The organism is Pseudomonas sp. Leaf48 (assembly GCF_001421885.1).
Classification (GTDB): domain Bacteria; phylum Pseudomonadota; class Gammaproteobacteria; order Pseudomonadales; family Pseudomonadaceae; genus Aquipseudomonas.
The window spans coordinates 1-16,143 of record NZ_LMLH01000006.1; the positions used below are offsets into that span (position 1 = coordinate 1).

Genomic DNA, 16,143 nt, shown 5'->3' on the forward strand with positions numbered 1-16,143 from the left:
AAATTAGCTCGGGTATTGTTTGCCTTGATGAAAAACCAAAGCGAATACAAGCCAAATTCTATGCTTGGGGGTTCCCCCCAAACATAGAATCTCCCACATTTTGTTCTRCGGTGACCACAAAGCCTGCGGCTGTCCGATATCCCGTGTGGGAGCGGGCTTGCTCGCGAAGACGGTGTGCCAGTCGCAATCACCGGCGTCTGACCCACTGCATTCGCGAGCAAGCCCGCTCCCACATTTTGTTCTACGGTGGCCACAAACCCTGCGGAGGTCCGGTCGCGCAGTGCGGCTACCGCAGCCTTCACCCCGCAGGCGGTTTCGCCAGTCGAATCCCCGCCGCACCCAGGCGCTTGAGTATTTCAAACAGCAGCTCGCTTTTGATCGCGCCGACCATGCGCGGGCTGCCGACGTAGCCGGTAATTGTCAGGGTTATGCCTTCGGGCTTGAGCTGGCTGAAGCGCACGAAGGGTGCCGGTTTCTCAAGAATGGATTCGTGCTCGGTGTAGGTGTCGTACAGCAGGTTGCGCACCTGCTCCGGGTCGATATCCAGTGGCAGCAATAGTTCCAGTGATGCCACCCCCTGGGCGCTGCCGCCGAGCGTGACGTTGCGCAGATTCTGCGAAATCAGTTGTGAATTGGGCACGATGACAATGGACCGGTCGGCCAGTTGGATTTCCGTAGCTCGCACGTTGATCCGGCGAATGTCGCCTTCGACTCCGCTGATGCTGATCAGATCACCGACTTTAACCGGGCGCTCGGTCAGCAGGATCAGCCCGGAGATGAAGTTCTTGACGATTTCCTGCAGGCCGAAGCCGATACCCACGGACAGGGCGCTGACGATCCAGGCCAGGTTGGTCCACTTGATGCCCAGTGATGACAACGTCAGCAGCACCAGCGACGCGTAGCCGATATTGGCAAAAAGGGTGCTGAGCGAGGCGCACATGCCCGGGTCCATTGCCGTCTTCGGCAGGAACTCGTTGTCCAGCCAGCGACGGAACGAGCGGATCAGATAGACGCCTATTACCACGGCCAGCAGGGCATTGAGCACATTGCCTGGCACAATGTTCAATCTGCGCAAACCGTCACCGCCGAGTATGGCCAGGGTATTGGTTGCCAGTTGCCCGAGTGTCGAACCCACGCCCCCGACCAGCAGGGTGATGCAGGCGATCAGCAACAGCGTGGCCCGGCCGGCGCCGGACAGAATGACTGAGATCTGCTCCAGGCGCGCGTCGCCGATTCCGAGCATCTGTTTCAGGGCCTTGCCGGTGCTTTGCCGAGGAGAAAACACATATTCGCAGGCATCCTTGAGTACCTGCGTCAGCATGTAGAAACCGGCAAAAATGATGTACAGCCAGACCAGTTCGTAGGTGATGAACCGGGCCAGGGATACGTAACCCACCAGCAAAGCGAGGAAAGAAACCACCACCGCGATGCTGGCGAAGGCATACACCATCCCTGCCAGCGTCCTGCCCGCTTCGGGGATTTCACCCGCGGCTACCAGGCCGCGCCGTACCCTGTTGGCGCGCATCAGAAGTGCTGCGATCAACGCCGAGACGACCAGCGCGATGAATCCGCGGACCGAGATCACCACTTCAGCACTGATTCCAGTGACGTTGGTGATCTGGGCCACCGCGCCCAAAATCAGCAGGACCAAGGCGAGACGCCCGGGGTATGGTTTGATTGCCAGTGCGACCGGATCGGCAATGGCCGGCAGACGCCATGAGGGATGTTGTGTGGACAGGAGTGCGCGGCTCAATCCGGTGATCAGCACACAGGTATAGAGGGTTTTTTCCATCTCTTCGGAGAATCCCGCCAGTTGCGCAGGCAACGGCAAGCGGTAAGTCAGAGCGAAAAACAGCAGTTTGAGGGCAATGCTGGCCGTCAACATGGTGGCGATGACCGAAGCCATCGTCAGGGCGCTGCGCCGCAGTCGCCCCTCTGGCACTTTATGAATGCACAGCCAGGTCAAGCCTCGTTCGGCCAACCCCCGGCCGACGAACCACAGGACCAGGGTCAGTATCACCATGGCGCTGGTGGCAAGGCGTTGCCCCGGTTGCCAGGCGGCGTCGAGTGCGCCATCCACTTGTTGCATGAAACCGGCCAGGCGTCTGCGGTCATCCAGTGGCGGATTGAGCAGCGTGGTCCAGAATAGGGGATTGAGTATGCTTCTGGTCTGCTGGGTCACTTCGGTTTCCAGCAAGGTGCGACGAATGCTGGCGATCTGGCCAAGCAGTTCGGTGGCACTGCCCTTGAGTACCGTCAGGGCCTTGAGGTGACTATCGACCTGGTTTTTTTGTTCGGTGAGCGTTGACCGCTGGCGGGTGATATCGGGTTTCTCGGCTTCGGCGGTATCGAGCGGAACAGGCCCCAGCACCGCCAATTGCGCCTGAAATTGCGACTGTTCGGGCAGTAACAGTGCCGAGAGGCGATCCACTTCCTGGATAAAGGCCTGGGCCAGATCCTGCGGACCTTCCAGCTGGCTGTAGTTGGTGGCCAGGGAAACCTGCTGCTTGAGGCCGCTCAGCTGACGTTGCAGGTCTTGCAGATCACTATCGGAAACGCTGAGGGTGGTAGTGGTTGCACTGGCGTCAGCTGCGGGCGGTGGCGCTGGCTCCGCCGCCACCCATGTGCTGCTCGCCCCGAAGAGGGCAAGCACGACGACCATCATCAAACCGAAAGCGTTGCGCATAGGCGTGTTCGATCCGTTGTTTGTCACTCAGCCTATGAGGTTAGGCTATGACGCAGGGCTTCGGGCATTGTTTTGCTGGAAAGGGACGCAGCTGGCGCGAGTCTCAAACCAACCACCCGCGGATCCATGGCCTAGACTTGTTCGCAGGCCAGTGTTCATTGAGCAGATTGTTGTTCCTGATCGACGGACACAGGGCACCCATAAAAACAATCGGGAGATCCCCATGTCCGCTTTGATCCGTCGTTTGAGTCGCGGCCTGGCCGCTGCAATCACCGCTGTCGCGCTCATCGCTCCAGCCTTGGCGCTGGATACCGTCAAGTTCATGGCCCCAGGTTCAGTGGGTGGCGGTTATGACCAGACCGCCCGGGTACTGGGCAAGGCCCTGGTGGAAGCCGGCACGGCCAAGTCAGTTACCTTCGAGAACAAGGGCGGCGCGGGCGGGACCCTGGGGCTGGCGCAATTTGCCAACAGCACCAAGGGCGACCCGAACGCACTGCTGGTGGTCGGTGCGATCATGGTCGCCGGTATCGAGCAGAACAAACCGCAGATCAGCTTGAAGGACGTGACGCCGATTGCCCGTTTGTTCACCGAATACAACGTGATTGCCGTGCGCAAGGAATCTGAATTCAAGACCCTCGACGACTTGATCAAGGCCTTCAAGGCCAACCCGACGAGCATTACTTTCGGGGGTGGCTCCAAGGGCTCGATCGATCACATCGGCATCGCCGAGCTGGCGGGCAAGCTCGACGTGCCGGTCAACAAGGTCAATTACGTGGCCTTCGGTGGCGGCGGTGAAGTGGTGGCCCAGGCCTTGGGCGGCCAGCTCAAGGTCATCACCGGTGGCTACGCCGAGCTGGGCCAGTACATCAAGAGCGGCCAGTTTCGGGTCCTGGCCATCGGTGCGCCCGAGCGCGTTCCCGGGATCGACGCGCCGACGCTCAAAGAGAGCGGCTACGACGTGATCATCGGCAACTGGCGCGGTGTGTACGGCGCTGCGGGCCTGAGCGCCGAACAGCGCAAGGACGTCATCGATGCGGTGGTGGCGGCCAGCAACAGCAAGGTGTGGCAGGACAACGTGCAAACCAACGCCTGGACCCCCAGCGTGTTGACCGGTGACGAGTTCGGCAAATTCGTCGACGAAGAACACGTGCGCCTGCGGGCGATGCTGGTCAAGGTCGGGCTGCTCTGAAATGAGCGGGACCCGTGCAGTGATGCCGGCACAATTGGCGGTCGGCGTCGGTCTGATCGCCCTCAGCGTTGTGCTGGCGATTGGCGCCTGGCGCTTTCCCCCGGAAATGGGCTTCGTCATCCTCGCCGCTTACGTCTACCCCTATGCGGTCGCGGTTTTTTTGGGGACGGTGGGGCTGTTGCTGAGCTACCAGGCCTGCACCGGCGGTTTTCGCGAGCTGGATAACGATCAGACGAACACCGTGGCCGGCGGCAAGGGCGGGGCGGCCTGGGTCTCGGCCGGGCTGATCGGCGTTGCCTTGCTTATCAATGTCATCGGCTTCGTACTGTCTGCCGGCTTGCTGTTTGCCTGTTCGGCGCGGGGTTTTGGCAGCCGTCATCCGCTGCGGGATCTGGCCATCGGCATGGCGTTGACCTTGCCGATCTACTGGCTGTTCAACGCCGGACTTGGAGTTGCCTTGCCGGCGCTGGTCAATGTCTGGATCTGACAGGAGTTCGACACGTGGACATTCTCGCAAGCCTGGCGATGGGTTTTTCCGCGGCGCTGACGCCGATCAACCTGATGTGGGGCTTCATCGGCTGCCTGCTCGGTACTGCCATCGGCGTGTTGCCGGGAATCGGGCCGGCGTTGACGGTGGCCCTGCTGTTGCCGATCACCGCCAAGGTCGATCCAACCGGGGCCTTGATCATGTTTGCCGGCATCTACTACGGCGCGCAGTTCGGCGGTTCCACGACCTCGATTCTGCTCAATACGCCGGGTGAGTCGTCCTCGATGGTCACGGCGCTGGAAGGCAACCTCATGGCCCGCAATGGCCGAGCAGGTCCGGCCTTGGCTACGGCGGCGATCGGCTCATTTGTCGCCGGCACCATCGCGACGGTCCTGCTGACGTTGTTCGCACCGCTGGTGGCCCGGCTGGCGCTGAATTTCGGCCCGACTGAATACTTCGCCATTCTGGTGCTGTCTTTCACCACGGTGTCGGCGGTGCTCGGCGCCTCGATGCTGCGCGGCTTTGCCTCGCTCGGCATCGGGTTGACCATCGGCCTGATCGGCCTGGATTCGACGTCGGGCATTGCCCGCTACACCCTGGGAGTTCCTGAACTGGTGGATGGCATTGAAGTGGTGCTGGTGGCGGTCGGCTTGTTTGCGGTCGGTGAGGCCTTGTACAGCCTGCTGTACCAGACGCCATCCGCGGAAGGCCGGCATCGCCTGACTTCATTGTGGATGACCCGGGCTGACTGGAAGCGCTCGGTTCCGGCCTGGCTGCGCGGCACGCTGATCGGCTTTCCGTTCGGCTCGATACCGGCCGGGGGCGCGGAGATTCCGACCTTTCTGTCGTATTCCGCCGAACGCAAACTCAGCAAGTATCCCAAGGAGTTTTCAGCCAATAAAGGCGAGGGCGCCATCGAGGGGGTCGCCGGCCCGGAAGCGGCCAACAACGCCAGCGCTACCGGGTCACTGGTGCCATTGCTGACCCTGGGCATCCCGACGTCGGCTACCGCGGCGATCCTGCTGGCGGCGTTCCAGAACTACAACCTGCAACCGGGGCCGATGCTCTTCCAGACCTCGGCCGACCTGGTCTGGACCCTGGTGGCGTCGCTGTACATCGGCAACGTCATCCTGCTGGTGCTGAACCTGCCGCTGGTGGGGCTGTGGGTCAAGCTGCTGCAAATTCCCCGGCCTTATCTGAATGCCGGGATTCTGGTGTTCGCCACCATCGGCGTGTACGGCATGCGCCATTCCTCCTTCGACCTGCTGCTGATGTTGGCCATCGGCTGGGGCGGCGTGCTGATGCGGCGCTTCGACTTCCCGGTGGCCCCGGTGATTGTTGGCATGCTGCTGGGGCCCATGGCAGAGAAACAACTGCGCAATGCCTTGTCGATCAGCCAGGGTGACTGGATGGTGTTCGTGACGCAGCCGATCTCGGCGTTTTTCCTCGGGTTGACGTTGTTGGTGCTGGTGATTCCCCATTTGCTGCACGCGCGGGGGATCAAGTTGCATGAGGATGATTGAACCAGGGGCGAGGTAGCTCGCGATGAGGTTGGCACAGCCAACATCGATGTCGCCTGACAATTTTGTGTCGTACTCAGAGTTAGTGTGCGCTGCAGATCACTGTAGGAGCGAGCATGCTCGCGATGGACTTGGGGACACCGCGCCGATCCAGTAAGCACGCGTGATCGTTGACGTCCATCGCGAGCATGCTCGCTTCTACAGGTAATTTTGCGGTTGCTTTACGACTGCATCAGAACTTGAACGCCTGCCGTCCTGCCAACAGCCATTTACCGTCCAGCTTTTGCCAGACCTGGAAGTTTTCGATTTCCGTCGGCACCACTTCAGTGCCTTTGAGCGCTTGCGCCGAGAAGTGGTGACGGACCAGCGCGACATCGCCGGAGACGGTGAGGGTCTGGTTTTGCATTTCAAGGGTCTTGAAGGCGCTTTTGCCGGATTCGAGTCATCGTACAACCTGGCGTGAGCTACAGGAAAAAAGCGAACTTGCGTGGCGCGCTTGCCTCGAAGTTAAAAGGAAATGCCCTGACTTCGAGGTATTGCACCATGCAGTCTGACTCGCGTTTACGGCTCGACCTGACCTTTCTCATGGTGTTTTTGCTGGTCGTCGTGGTGTCGGGTTTTTCTCCCCGCAGCCGTGTGGACTGGGCGCTGGAGAACCTGTTGGTGTTATTGCTGGTGGGGACCCTGATAGCGGTTTATCGCCGGTTTCGCTTGTCTGTAATGTCCATCACGCTGGTGTTTGCGTTTCTGTGCGTGCATGAACTGGGCGCCCATTACACCTATTCCCTGGTGCCTTACGATCGTTGGTCTTCAGCGTGGTTGGGCTTGAGCTTCGACCGGGCGGCCGGTGCCCACCGCAATCACTACGACCGCCTGGTGCACCTGAGCTACGGGCTGCTATTGGCTTATCCGGTGCGCGAAGTCTTGTGGCGACTGACGCCGCTGCGCGGGCTCTGGCTGTTTTTCGTGACCCTGAACATCATCCTTTCGACGTCCGCCGTGTATGAACTGGTGGAATGGATCGGCGGGGCGTACCTGGGTGAAGACACCGGGAAAGCCTTCGTCGGCGCGCAAAACGATCCCTGGGACGCACAAAAGGACATGGCCATCGCAGTCTTCGGCGCATTGGGCAGTTTGCTGCTGGTTTCCCTGCGCGGCGCGACGGAAAAAGCATCGCGGCCTACCGCATGTCACAAAAACACTAATCAGCGGGGATAGCCTTCAATTACCGCTCCGGCCAGCCGATAACCTCTTCAATCGCGACTTTCGCGGTGGGCGGAGCAATCGACCGATGTGCCAGAGGGAAACCCCAAAGTGTCCATAAAACTGCGTTTACTGTTACTGATGGGCACCGGCCTGCTGGCTGCGTTGATTATGAGCATGGTCAGTTACCTGGGAAATAGCGCGATGGCCGGGGCCGTTGACGCCAACGATGTCGGCATGGTCGCCCTGCGCAATCACCTCGAAGCCGACATGATGCACGATGCACTGCGCGCCGATGTGCTGTCGGCGATGCTGGTCGGGCTGGGCAAGAGCAGCAGCAGTAAAGCCGAAGTGCGCAGCTCCATCGAAGAGCACGCCCAGCGGTTTCGCCAGGTGCTGGGTGAAAACCTCAAGCTGGCGGTCAACGAAACCATCAAGGCCGGCCTGAATCAGGTCAAGCCAAGTCTCGACACTTACATCGGCGCCGCCGAGCGTATCGTCGCGTTGGCCCTGGATAACCCGCAAGCGGCACAACAGGAACTGGGTACGTTCAACACGGCGTTCAGCCAGCTGGAAGAGCAGATGGCAGCCCTCAGCGAGCTGATCGAGAACAACACCCGGCAGACCAGCCAAGGCACCCAGCAGGCGATCAGTAGCGCCAATCTCACCCTGGGCGCCGTACTGATTGCCAGCCTGTTGCTGTTGCTTGCGCTGGGACGCTGGGTAATTCCGAGCATCACGGGGCCGTTGCGGGCCGCCAGCCGCATCGCCGACGGCATCGCCCGGGGCAATCTCAACGAGCCGGTTGTCGAAGCCACCGGTCAGGACGAAGCCAGTGCGTTGCTACGCAGCCTGGCAACCATGCAGCGGGATTTGCGCGGCATGATCGAGGTGGTGCGCAGCAACGCCCACGGCGTGAGCGGCATGAGCGAGCAACTGAGCAACGGCTGCCACCAGGTCGCCGGCAGCAGCCAGCAGCAAAGCGCAGCGGCCAGCACCATGGCCGCCGCCGCCAGCGAAATGACCGCGAGCATCGAGGAAATCACCCGGCATGCCCAGCGGGCGCTGAACATGGCCAGTCAGGCCGAGTCCCTGGCCAATGATGGCGGCCGGGTAATCCGTCAGGTGGTCACTGACATGGACGGCATCTCCCGTTCGGCGCAGCAATCGGCGCAAGTGATCCGCACCCTGGACAAGGAGTCGGAGGGTATTTTCAACATCATCCAGGTGATCAAGGGCATCGCCGATCAGACCAATCTGCTGGCATTGAACGCTGCCATCGAGGCCGCGCGCGCCGGGGAGCAGGGCCGTGGTTTTGCCGTGGTCGCCGACGAAGTCCGCAGCCTGGCGGGGCGCACCAGCGCCTCGACCCAGGAGATCGCCAGCATGGTCGCGCGCATTCAGCAAAGCACCCGCGAGGCGGTTATCAGCATGGAGGAGGGGGTGGCCCAGGTCGATAAAGGCATGGCCGTGACTGCCGACGTCGAGCGAGCTATCGGTGAAATCCTCGAAGCCACGCTCAACACCACGCAGTTGGTCAACGATATCAGCCGAACGATTGGCGAACAGAGCCTGGCCAGCAATGAAATCGCGCATCAGGTGGAGATGATTGCCGGGATGTCCGAGGGGAACAGCAAGGTGATTGGGCAGACGGCTTTGACCACTGATGAGCTGTCGACGCTTGCGGGTCAGCTGTCGCAATCGGTGGGGCGCTTTCGGTTGTGAGACTTGTGAGGGGGTCAGAAGATTAGAGTTGATAGTGCCGGCCTCTTCGCGAGCAAGCCCGCTCCCACATTCAATCGAGTTCTTCAGATAGAAACGCGATCAAATGTGGGAGCGGGCTTGCTCGCGAAGGGGCCAGTTCAGACAGCTGAAATTATAGATATTTGTCTGTAACCGCCCCCTCCGAAGCACTCGACACTGTCTTCGCATACTTGGCCAACACCCCACGCTTGTACTTGGATTCAGGCCGCACCCAACGGCTCTTGCGCTCGGCCAGTTCGGCATCCGAGACCGCGACCGTGATCTGCCGGGTTTCTGCGTCGATGGTGACCCTGTCGCCGTTCTCGATCAGCGCGATGGGCCCGCCCTCAAACGCTTCCGGGGTGATATGACCGACCACGAATCCGTGGGACCCGCCCGAAAAACGCCCATCGGTGATCAGCGCCACATCCTTGCCCAACCCCTTGCCCATGACCGCCGACGTCGGCGACAGCATCTCGCGCATACCCGGCCCACCCTTGGGCCCTTCATAGCGAATCACGATGACCTCGCCGGGTTGGACCTCGCCGTTGAGAATGCCGGCCAGCGCACCTTCCTCGCCGTGGTAGACCCGCGCCGTACCTTCAAACCGCAGTCCTTCCTTGCCGGTGATCTTCGCCACCGCGCCGGTGGGCGCGAGGTTGCCCCGCAAAATCACCAGGTGCGAATCCTTTTTGATCGGCTGATCGAAGGGCCGGATCACGTCCTGGCCGACCGGGTAGTCGGGTACGTTTTCGAGGTTTTGCGCCAGGGTCTTGCCGGTGACGGTCAGCACATCGCCATGCAGCATGCCGGCGTCGAGCATGCGTTTCATCAGGGGCTGGATGCCGCCGATGGCTACCAGCTCGCTCATCATGTAGCGGCCGCTGGGGCGCAGGTCGGCGAGCACTGGTGAGACCTTGCCCAGTTCGACGAAATCATCCAGGGTCAGTTCGACATCCACTGCGTTGGCCATGGCCAGCAAGTGCAGCACGGCGTTGGTCGAGCCGGCGAGGGCAATCACTACGCGGATGGCGTTCTCGAAAGCCTTGCGGGTCATGATGTCGCGCGGCTTGAGGTCGAGCTTGAGCAGTTCCATGACCTGCTGCCCGGCGCGGAAACTGTCCGAGGCCTTGTCGCCGCCGATGGCTTCCTGGGAGCTGGAGCCGGGCAGGCTCATGCCCAGCGCTTCGATGGCCGAGGCCATGGTATTGGCGGTGTACATGCCACCGCAGGAACCGGGGCCGGGGATCGCCACTTCCTCGATCTGCTTGACCTGGATCTCGCTGATGTCGCCCCGGGCATGCTGGCCCACGGCTTCGAACACGGAAATGATGTCGGTATGGCCGGCGCCCGGGCGAATGGTCCCGCCGTACACAAAGATCGAAGGGCGATTGAGCCGTGCCATGCCGATCAGGCACCCCGGCATGTTCTTGTCACAGCCGCCCACGGTGACGAGGCCATCGAAGCCCTCACAGCCGGCCACCACTTCGATGGAATCGGCAATCACCTCCCGGGACACCAGCGAATACTTCATGCCCTCGGTGCCGTTGGCGATGCCGTCGGAAATGGTGATGGTGTTGAAGATCACGCCTTTGGCCCCGGCGGCGTTCGCGCCTTTTTCCGCTTCGACGGCCAGCTTGTCGATGTGCATGTTGCACGGCGTGACCATCGCCCAGGTCGAGGCGATGCCGATCTGGGGCTTCTTGAAGTCTTCGTCGGTGAAGCCCACGGCGCGCAACATGGAGCGGGCCGGTGCGGCTTCGACGCCGTCGACCACTTGGGAGGAGTACTTGCGCAGATCGACTTTGTCACTCATGACCTATCCTCACATGCGTCTGTGAAAAAACAGGTTGAGTATAGTGGGCCTGACGCGCACGCCCGGACCAGCAGGTCAGGAACAGACGCGCGGGTTTGCCCTGACGTGATATTATTTGCACTAACTTGGTTTGACTTATTCAGTTTTCCTTTCTTTGAGAGGGGTTAACAGAATCACTGTCGCTCAAGTAGCTGAAGCCAAAAAAGATAAAAAGTCAGTTCAGAAGGGACATATAACTGGGGTCGATGCAGTCCGTCGGCCTTGTGTGCCCACCCTCCAATCGTCATGCGCGAGCAACCACGACATCCTGCCTGAATGCCGTGAAACAGGCCTCGCGAGTGCAGATGGAAGGGCGGATGGCGTTTATCATAGGTGCTACAGATGTTTAAGAAAGTGAACACGGCCCTCCTGGGGCTGGCCTTGTCGTTGGGGATGACGACCGCCCAGGCCGAAGAAGCCAAGAAAGTCGACGTGCTGCTGATTGGCGGCGGCATCATGAGTGCGACCCTCGGCGTCTGGCTCAATGAGCTGGAACCCGGCACCTCGATGCAGATGCTCGAACGCCTCGACGGTGTTGCCCAGGAGAGTTCCAACGGCTGGAACAACGCCGGTACCGGTCACTCCGCTCTGGCGGAACTGAACTACACCCCGGAAGACGAGAGCGGCAAAGTCTCGATCCCCAAGGCGGTGGAAATCAACGAAGCGTTCCAGGTCTCCCGTCAGTTCTGGGCCTGGCAGGTTCAGCAAGGTGTGCTGAAGAACCCGCGTTCGTTCATCAACTCCACGCCGCACATGAGCTTTGTGTGGGGCGACGACAACATCAAGTTCCTGAAAAAGCGCTACGACGCTCTGCAAGCGAGCCCGCTGTTCGCCGGCATGCAGTACTCCGAAGACCCGGCTGTGATCAAGCAGTGGGTGCCGCTGATGATGGAAGGGCGTGACCCGAACCAGAAAGTCGCCGCCACCTGGTCGCCGCTCGGCACCGACGTCAACTTTGGCGAAATCACGCGCCAGTTCGTTGCTCACCTGCAAACGACGCCGAAATTCGACTTGAAGCTGTCCAGCGAAGTGCAGGACATCACCCGCAACGAAGACGGCAGCTGGCACGTCAGCTACAAGAACCTCAAGGACGGCAGCAAATCCGGGACCGACGCGAAGTTCGTGTTCATCGGCGCCGGCGGCGGTGCCCTGCACCTGCTGCAGAAGTCGGGCATTCCTGAAGCCAAGGAGTACGCAGGCTTCCCGGTGGGCGGCTCGTTCCTGGTGACCGAGAACCCGGCCATCGCCGAGCAACACCTGGCCAAGGCCTACGGCAAAGCCTCCGTTGGCGCACCACCCATGTCGGTTCCGCACCTGGACACCCGCGTGCTCGACGGCAAGCGTGTGATTCTGTTTGGCCCGTTCGCGACCTTCAGCACCAAGTTCCTCAAAGAGGGTTCTTACCTGGACCTGCTGACCACTACGACCACGCACAACGTGTGGCCAATGACCAAGGTCGGCATCAAGGAATACCCGCTGGTCGAGTACCTTGCCGGTCAGCTGATGCTGTCGGACGAAGACCGCCTCAACGCCTTGAAAGAGTACTTCCCGAACGCCAAGGCTGAAGACTGGCGCCTGTGGCAGGCCGGCCAGCGCGTGCAGATCATCAAGCGTGATGAAACCGCTGGTGGCGTGCTGAAACTGGGTACCGAAATCGTGGCATCCCAGGACGGCTCCATCGCCGGTCTGCTGGGCGCCTCGCCAGGTGCTTCGACCGCTGCGCCGATCATGCTGACCGTGCTGCAGAAGGTGTTCAAGGACAAGGTCGCGACCCCTGCCTGGCAGGAGAAGCTGCACCAGATCGTGCCTAGCTATGGCACCCAGTTGAACGCCAGCCCCGAGAAGGTTGCGCAGGAGTGGGCTTACACCGCCAAGGTGCTGGAGCTGACTGCGCCGCCGGCGATTGGGCAGGTAGCGGCTCCGGCTGCTGCCCCGGCTGACGCGCCTAAAGCACCGAAAGACAATGCTGCGAGTGATATGGCTCTGTAACCAGAGGCCCAATCAAAAAGCCCACTGAACCGGTAACGGTCAGTGGGCTTTGTTTTGGGCGTTTGGCGCAAGCCGGCTCAAGACGTTTGAGTGTTCACCGCATCAAAGCGTTTGAGCATGTTGCGGTACATCCGGGTGCGTCGGTGATTGCCGGCGTAGCCGCCCGCGGCCGCGACCGTTCCGGCCTGGACGTGATCCAGGTAGCTGAAGACTTTCCCGGGGGAGAGAAACTCCACCTTGTGGCCAAGTTGCAGCATGCGATCCTGCAGCTCATAACCGGGCACTCGATCATCTATCTGGAAGTGCAGGCCATGCTGTTTGATGAGCCGGCTGTTCCACAGCGTACAAAAGCTCTTCAGGTGGGTTTCCCTGTAGGGTTTTGGCTCTTTCGAACGCAGGCCCAGGGTCAGCTTCAGGCGTCTGTAGTGATGTTTGAACAGGCGGGAGCTGAAGCGCCAAAGGGTCCGGAGGGTGCCTCGATTCAGCTGCTCGGTGCAGCCGACCGCGGCGACGTTCGGGTCCCTGGTGCAGTACTTCATCATCATGGCAAACACTTGGGTGTCGTAGATGAAGGTATCGGTGTGCATCAGGAACAGATAGTCGGTGTCGATTCTGGCCAACGCCATGTCCAGCGCCTTGCCGTGGGCAATGTGCCCGGGTTCTTTGGCGGGGGCGTCGCGTTCGATCAGGTTGATCCATTGGAGTGAACGCAGGTATTCGATACTTTCATCTGCCGAGCCGTTATCAACCACCCAGACCGGGATGTTGGCTTGCTGTACATGCTCAAACAAAAGGTCCAGGCAAATTTTGGTCAGGTCGAACGTTTTGTAATTAACCAGGACGATGCTGAAGGGTGGTTTGGGCGATGTATCGTTGGGGCTCATCTTCGAAATACTCGACAATCCAAGAGTCCCGAAGGGTAACGGGGCAACCTTAGCCCAAGCTTAATTTTCCTTTGCCCGGGCGAGGCGGGCTGGAGTTATTGAGCTATACCAATACTTTCCCTCGCACTTCTTCCATGACTGGAGGTTGTCAATGAATCCCCGTATCCCCGTGGCTGTGCTGTTGGTGGCCGCGAGTCTGGTCGGCTGTACCCATTCATCGAACCAGTCGCTGAACCTTCCATTGACCGCCACGTACAGGAATCAAGGCCAGGCGGGGACTACTACGTTGACGGGCGTCGACAAGCAAACCAACTTCGACTTCTACATCAGCGGTGTTCCCTCCGGAACCATCCTGCCTCCGCGCATTTACACCTTCGTCAATAAGGGCTCTTGCCAGCAGCCAGGCACTGTCGCTTATGCCATGAATGACAAGGTCAACGTCCAGAGCGCGGCGGGTGCCAAGGGCTGGAGTTTTTACAGGAGCGCGCCGATTGCGATCGCTGACATGATTTCCCGCAAGTACTCCATCGTCGTGCGTTCGGCTCCGGAGGATGGCAACTTTGATCTTTTCTGCGGCGATGTCGTCAAGACGACGCAGTGAGAACGCTGTTGCAAAGTGTGAGCCGAGTGAGCGGGTAAGGGGGCTTAGCTGCCAGGTTCGCCGCCCACTGCTTTGTCTGCATCGCTCGTGGCGTCCGCTTCCTTTTTCAACGAACCCGACTCGGCACCGGAATTGGAACCTGCAGCTTCCTCACCCTTTTTATCGGCTTTTTCTGCGTTTGACTCAGGGACGTTCGACTGGTTGATTCCGGGAACCTCGTTGGGTGGAAGGGTCGTTTCTTCTACCGGTCTCTGGGTTGCAAAAGCCGAGATCGAGAGGGTCGACAGGAGGCTGGCGAACGCCAGAACAGCGATTGTTCTGTTCATCATTTCAGTCTTCCGTGGGTGGGATGTATTGGGTTGGAGGAGTCGCAGGAGGGAAGGTGCCGGGTGGCTGACGAGTGGTGGCCAACAGCTTCTATGTGCGTGCTGCATCTGATCATCAGCAAGATAGAAGAAGGTTCTAGTACCATAGTGCTTATATCGAACTGGATATTACATTTTTATGCTTTTCTGGTAATCATGTAATCCCGATTGGTAGTAGTGACGCGATCTTCATGGAAAGTTGGAAAGCGGCCCTTGGCTCAGCTCGCATTGGTGAGTCCAAATACAAAACGTTGGTGCAGACCATCATTCGCGAAATCGAAAATGGGAGGTTTGCAAATAACCAGCGCCTGCCGTCGCAGCGACAGGTCGCCAACGTTTTGGGTATCAGCGTTCAGACGGTGAACAATGCCTATGAGGTGCTGGAGCGTCAGGGGCTGGTGCGGTGTGAAGTCGGTCGTGGCAGCTTTGTCATGCGAAATACCGTTCAACAGATCACCGATGAAATTCTTGAAGCAGCGGAACGCTCCGTGGTGGATCTGTCAATCGCACGCATCATGCAAACTCAGGTCCATGACCGGATCTGGCAGGATACATGCGCTGAACTCAGCACCGAAGAGCAGCAGCCATGGATGTCCTCCCTTCTACCCCGGGCCGGGTTAGAGGCGCACCGCGAGGCGGCCATGGAGTGGGTCAATGGATTGGGCATGCAGGTCGAGCGTGAGAATCTGCTGATAACCAATGGTGCTTCCCAAAGTATTTTTCTGGCCCTGGCATCGATTGCCGGTCCTGAAGACGTCGTGCTTTGCGAAGGGTTGACCAATCACATCGTGATCGGTAACGCCCAGATATTGGGGTTTACGCTCAAGGGGTTGCCGACGGACAGTGACGGCATTGACCCGGATTTCTTCGAGGATATGTGCAGTAACGAGCGCATTACTGCACTGGTATGTACGCCGAACCTGAACAACCCTACGTCGAGCCTGATGCCCGACGCCCGCCGCCGTGAGATTGCAGCGATCGCACGACGCTTTGGCGTACACATCATCGAAGACGATGTTTATGGACCGCTTGTGGCTCAGCCGCATGTCCGGCCGATCAGTTATTACGCTCCCGAGTTGTCCTTCTACTGCACGAGCATGACCAAGTCGGTAATGGCCGGTCTTCGTATTGGTTGCCTGGTGATGCCCGGGCGTCTGACCCAACGCACGGAAAGTATTTTGCGTGTCAGCACCTGGATGGCCTCGCCCCTGATCGCCGAAATTGCGACGCGCTGGATTCGCGACGGGCGTGCCGACAGCCTGGTGAAGTTGCAACGCAAACTGCTCGGTGAGCGTCAGGCCATGGTCAAGGAGTACCTTGAAGAACACCTGCTCGGTCATCATCTGCAAGCACCTAGCGCCTGGGTAAACATTCCGCCGCAATGGGAAGTGGACGACTTGGTGCGGGCGTTGCGCGCACGGCACATCGCAGTGACGCCGCCAGACCCCTTTCTTGTCCGTGGCATCTCCAGGCCTCGAGCGGTTCGGCTGTGCGTCGGCGCCAAATGCACTGACCAGGTATTGCGCAAGGCATTGTCCGACATCCGTGAGGTGTTCGGACAATCGCCAGAACCATGATTCTTGGGGGGGCGGGGCGTGAAATACCCCTCGATAAAGTGAAC

The 16,143-nt window shown here is 59.9% G+C and carries 12 protein-coding genes and 1 pseudogene; 8 read left to right on the plus strand and 5 right to left on the minus strand.

Going from position 1 to position 16,143, the window contains the following annotated elements; genetic code table 11:
• Positions 1 to 298 precede the first annotated feature (298 nt).
• Complete coding sequence (locus tag ASE98_RS06405) at positions 299 to 2,686, minus strand: DUF3772 domain-containing protein (protein ID WP_060540549.1); 2,388 nt, start codon at positions 2,684 to 2,686, stop codon at positions 299 to 301.
• A gap of 223 nt (positions 2,687 to 2,909) precedes the next feature.
• Here ASE98_RS06405 and ASE98_RS06410 point away from each other — a divergent pair, with 223 nt between their 5' ends.
• Genes ASE98_RS06410 through ASE98_RS06420 form a run of 3 tightly spaced genes read left to right on the plus strand, consistent with a single transcriptional unit; the run spans position 2,910 to position 5,885 of the window.
• Entirely contained in the window at positions 2,910 to 3,875 is a 966-nt protein-coding gene (locus ASE98_RS06410) for a Bug family tripartite tricarboxylate transporter substrate binding protein (protein ID WP_060540550.1), read from the plus strand.
• 1 nt (position 3,876) lies between these two features.
• Positions 3,877 to 4,362 carry a tripartite tricarboxylate transporter TctB family protein gene (locus ASE98_RS06415; protein WP_060540551.1) on the plus strand — a complete coding sequence of 162 codons (486 nt, stop codon included), beginning with the start codon at positions 3,877 to 3,879 and terminating at the stop codon, positions 4,360 to 4,362.
• 14 nt (positions 4,363 to 4,376) lie between these two features.
• The gene (locus ASE98_RS06420; protein WP_060540552.1) at positions 4,377 to 5,885 is read left to right on the plus strand and encodes a tripartite tricarboxylate transporter permease; all 1,509 of its coding nucleotides are present in this window, start codon (positions 4,377 to 4,379) and stop codon (positions 5,883 to 5,885) included.
• A 229-nt stretch (positions 5,886 to 6,114) separates the two neighbouring features.
• On the opposite strand, the pseudogene ASE98_RS06425 reads toward ASE98_RS06420, so the two are convergent.
• Positions 6,115 to 6,324: pseudogene (locus tag ASE98_RS06425) on the minus strand (nuclear transport factor 2 family protein); the annotation flags it as partial.
• A gap of 101 nt (positions 6,325 to 6,425) precedes the next feature.
• Here ASE98_RS06425 and ASE98_RS06430 point away from each other — a divergent pair.
• Both ASE98_RS06430 and ASE98_RS27675 read left to right on the plus strand, forming a co-directional pair.
• Entirely contained in the window at positions 6,426 to 7,100 is a 675-nt protein-coding gene (locus ASE98_RS06430) for a DUF2238 domain-containing protein (RefSeq protein WP_060540553.1), read from the plus strand.
• Positions 7,101 to 8,156: 1,056 nt separating this feature from the next.
• The gene (locus tag ASE98_RS27675; protein ID WP_442962700.1) at positions 8,157 to 8,810 is read left to right on the plus strand and encodes a methyl-accepting chemotaxis protein; all 654 of its coding nucleotides are present in this window, start codon (positions 8,157 to 8,159) and stop codon (positions 8,808 to 8,810) included.
• Positions 8,811 to 8,961: 151 nt separating this feature from the next.
• On the opposite strand, the gene ilvD is transcribed toward ASE98_RS27675, so the two are convergent.
• Entirely contained in the window at positions 8,962 to 10,644 is a 1,683-nt protein-coding gene (gene ilvD, locus ASE98_RS06440) for a dihydroxy-acid dehydratase (RefSeq protein WP_060540555.1), read from the minus strand.
• Positions 10,645 to 11,025: 381 nt separating this feature from the next.
• Between ilvD and mqo the strand changes: the two genes are divergently transcribed.
• The gene (gene mqo / locus ASE98_RS06445; protein ID WP_060540556.1) at positions 11,026 to 12,672 is read left to right on the plus strand and encodes a malate dehydrogenase (quinone); all 1,647 of its coding nucleotides are present in this window, start codon (positions 11,026 to 11,028) and stop codon (positions 12,670 to 12,672) included.
• Between the two features lie 77 nt (positions 12,673 to 12,749).
• Here mqo and ASE98_RS06450 read toward each other — a convergent pair whose 3' ends face one another.
• Positions 12,750 to 13,556: a glycosyltransferase gene (locus ASE98_RS06450; protein WP_060540557.1), complete on the minus strand. Its 807-nt coding sequence runs from the start codon at positions 13,554 to 13,556 to the stop codon at positions 12,750 to 12,752.
• A gap of 151 nt (positions 13,557 to 13,707) precedes the next feature.
• Between ASE98_RS06450 and ASE98_RS06455 the strand changes: the two genes are divergently transcribed.
• Complete coding sequence (locus ASE98_RS06455; RefSeq protein ID WP_060540558.1) at positions 13,708 to 14,157, plus strand: hypothetical protein; 450 nt, start codon at positions 13,708 to 13,710, stop codon at positions 14,155 to 14,157.
• A 44-nt stretch (positions 14,158 to 14,201) separates the two neighbouring features.
• On the opposite strand, the gene ASE98_RS06460 is transcribed toward ASE98_RS06455, so the two are convergent.
• On the minus strand, positions 14,202 to 14,486 hold the full coding sequence (locus ASE98_RS06460; RefSeq protein WP_330219608.1) for a hypothetical protein: 285 nt from the start codon (positions 14,484 to 14,486) through the stop codon (positions 14,202 to 14,204).
• Positions 14,487 to 14,713: 227 nt separating this feature from the next.
• On the opposite strand from ASE98_RS06460, the gene ehuR reads away from it, so the two are divergent.
• Positions 14,714 to 16,099: a MocR-like ectoine utilization transcription factor EhuR gene (gene ehuR, locus ASE98_RS06465; protein WP_060540559.1), complete on the plus strand. Its 1,386-nt coding sequence runs from the start codon at positions 14,714 to 14,716 to the stop codon at positions 16,097 to 16,099.
• Positions 16,100 to 16,143: the final 44 nt, after the last annotated feature.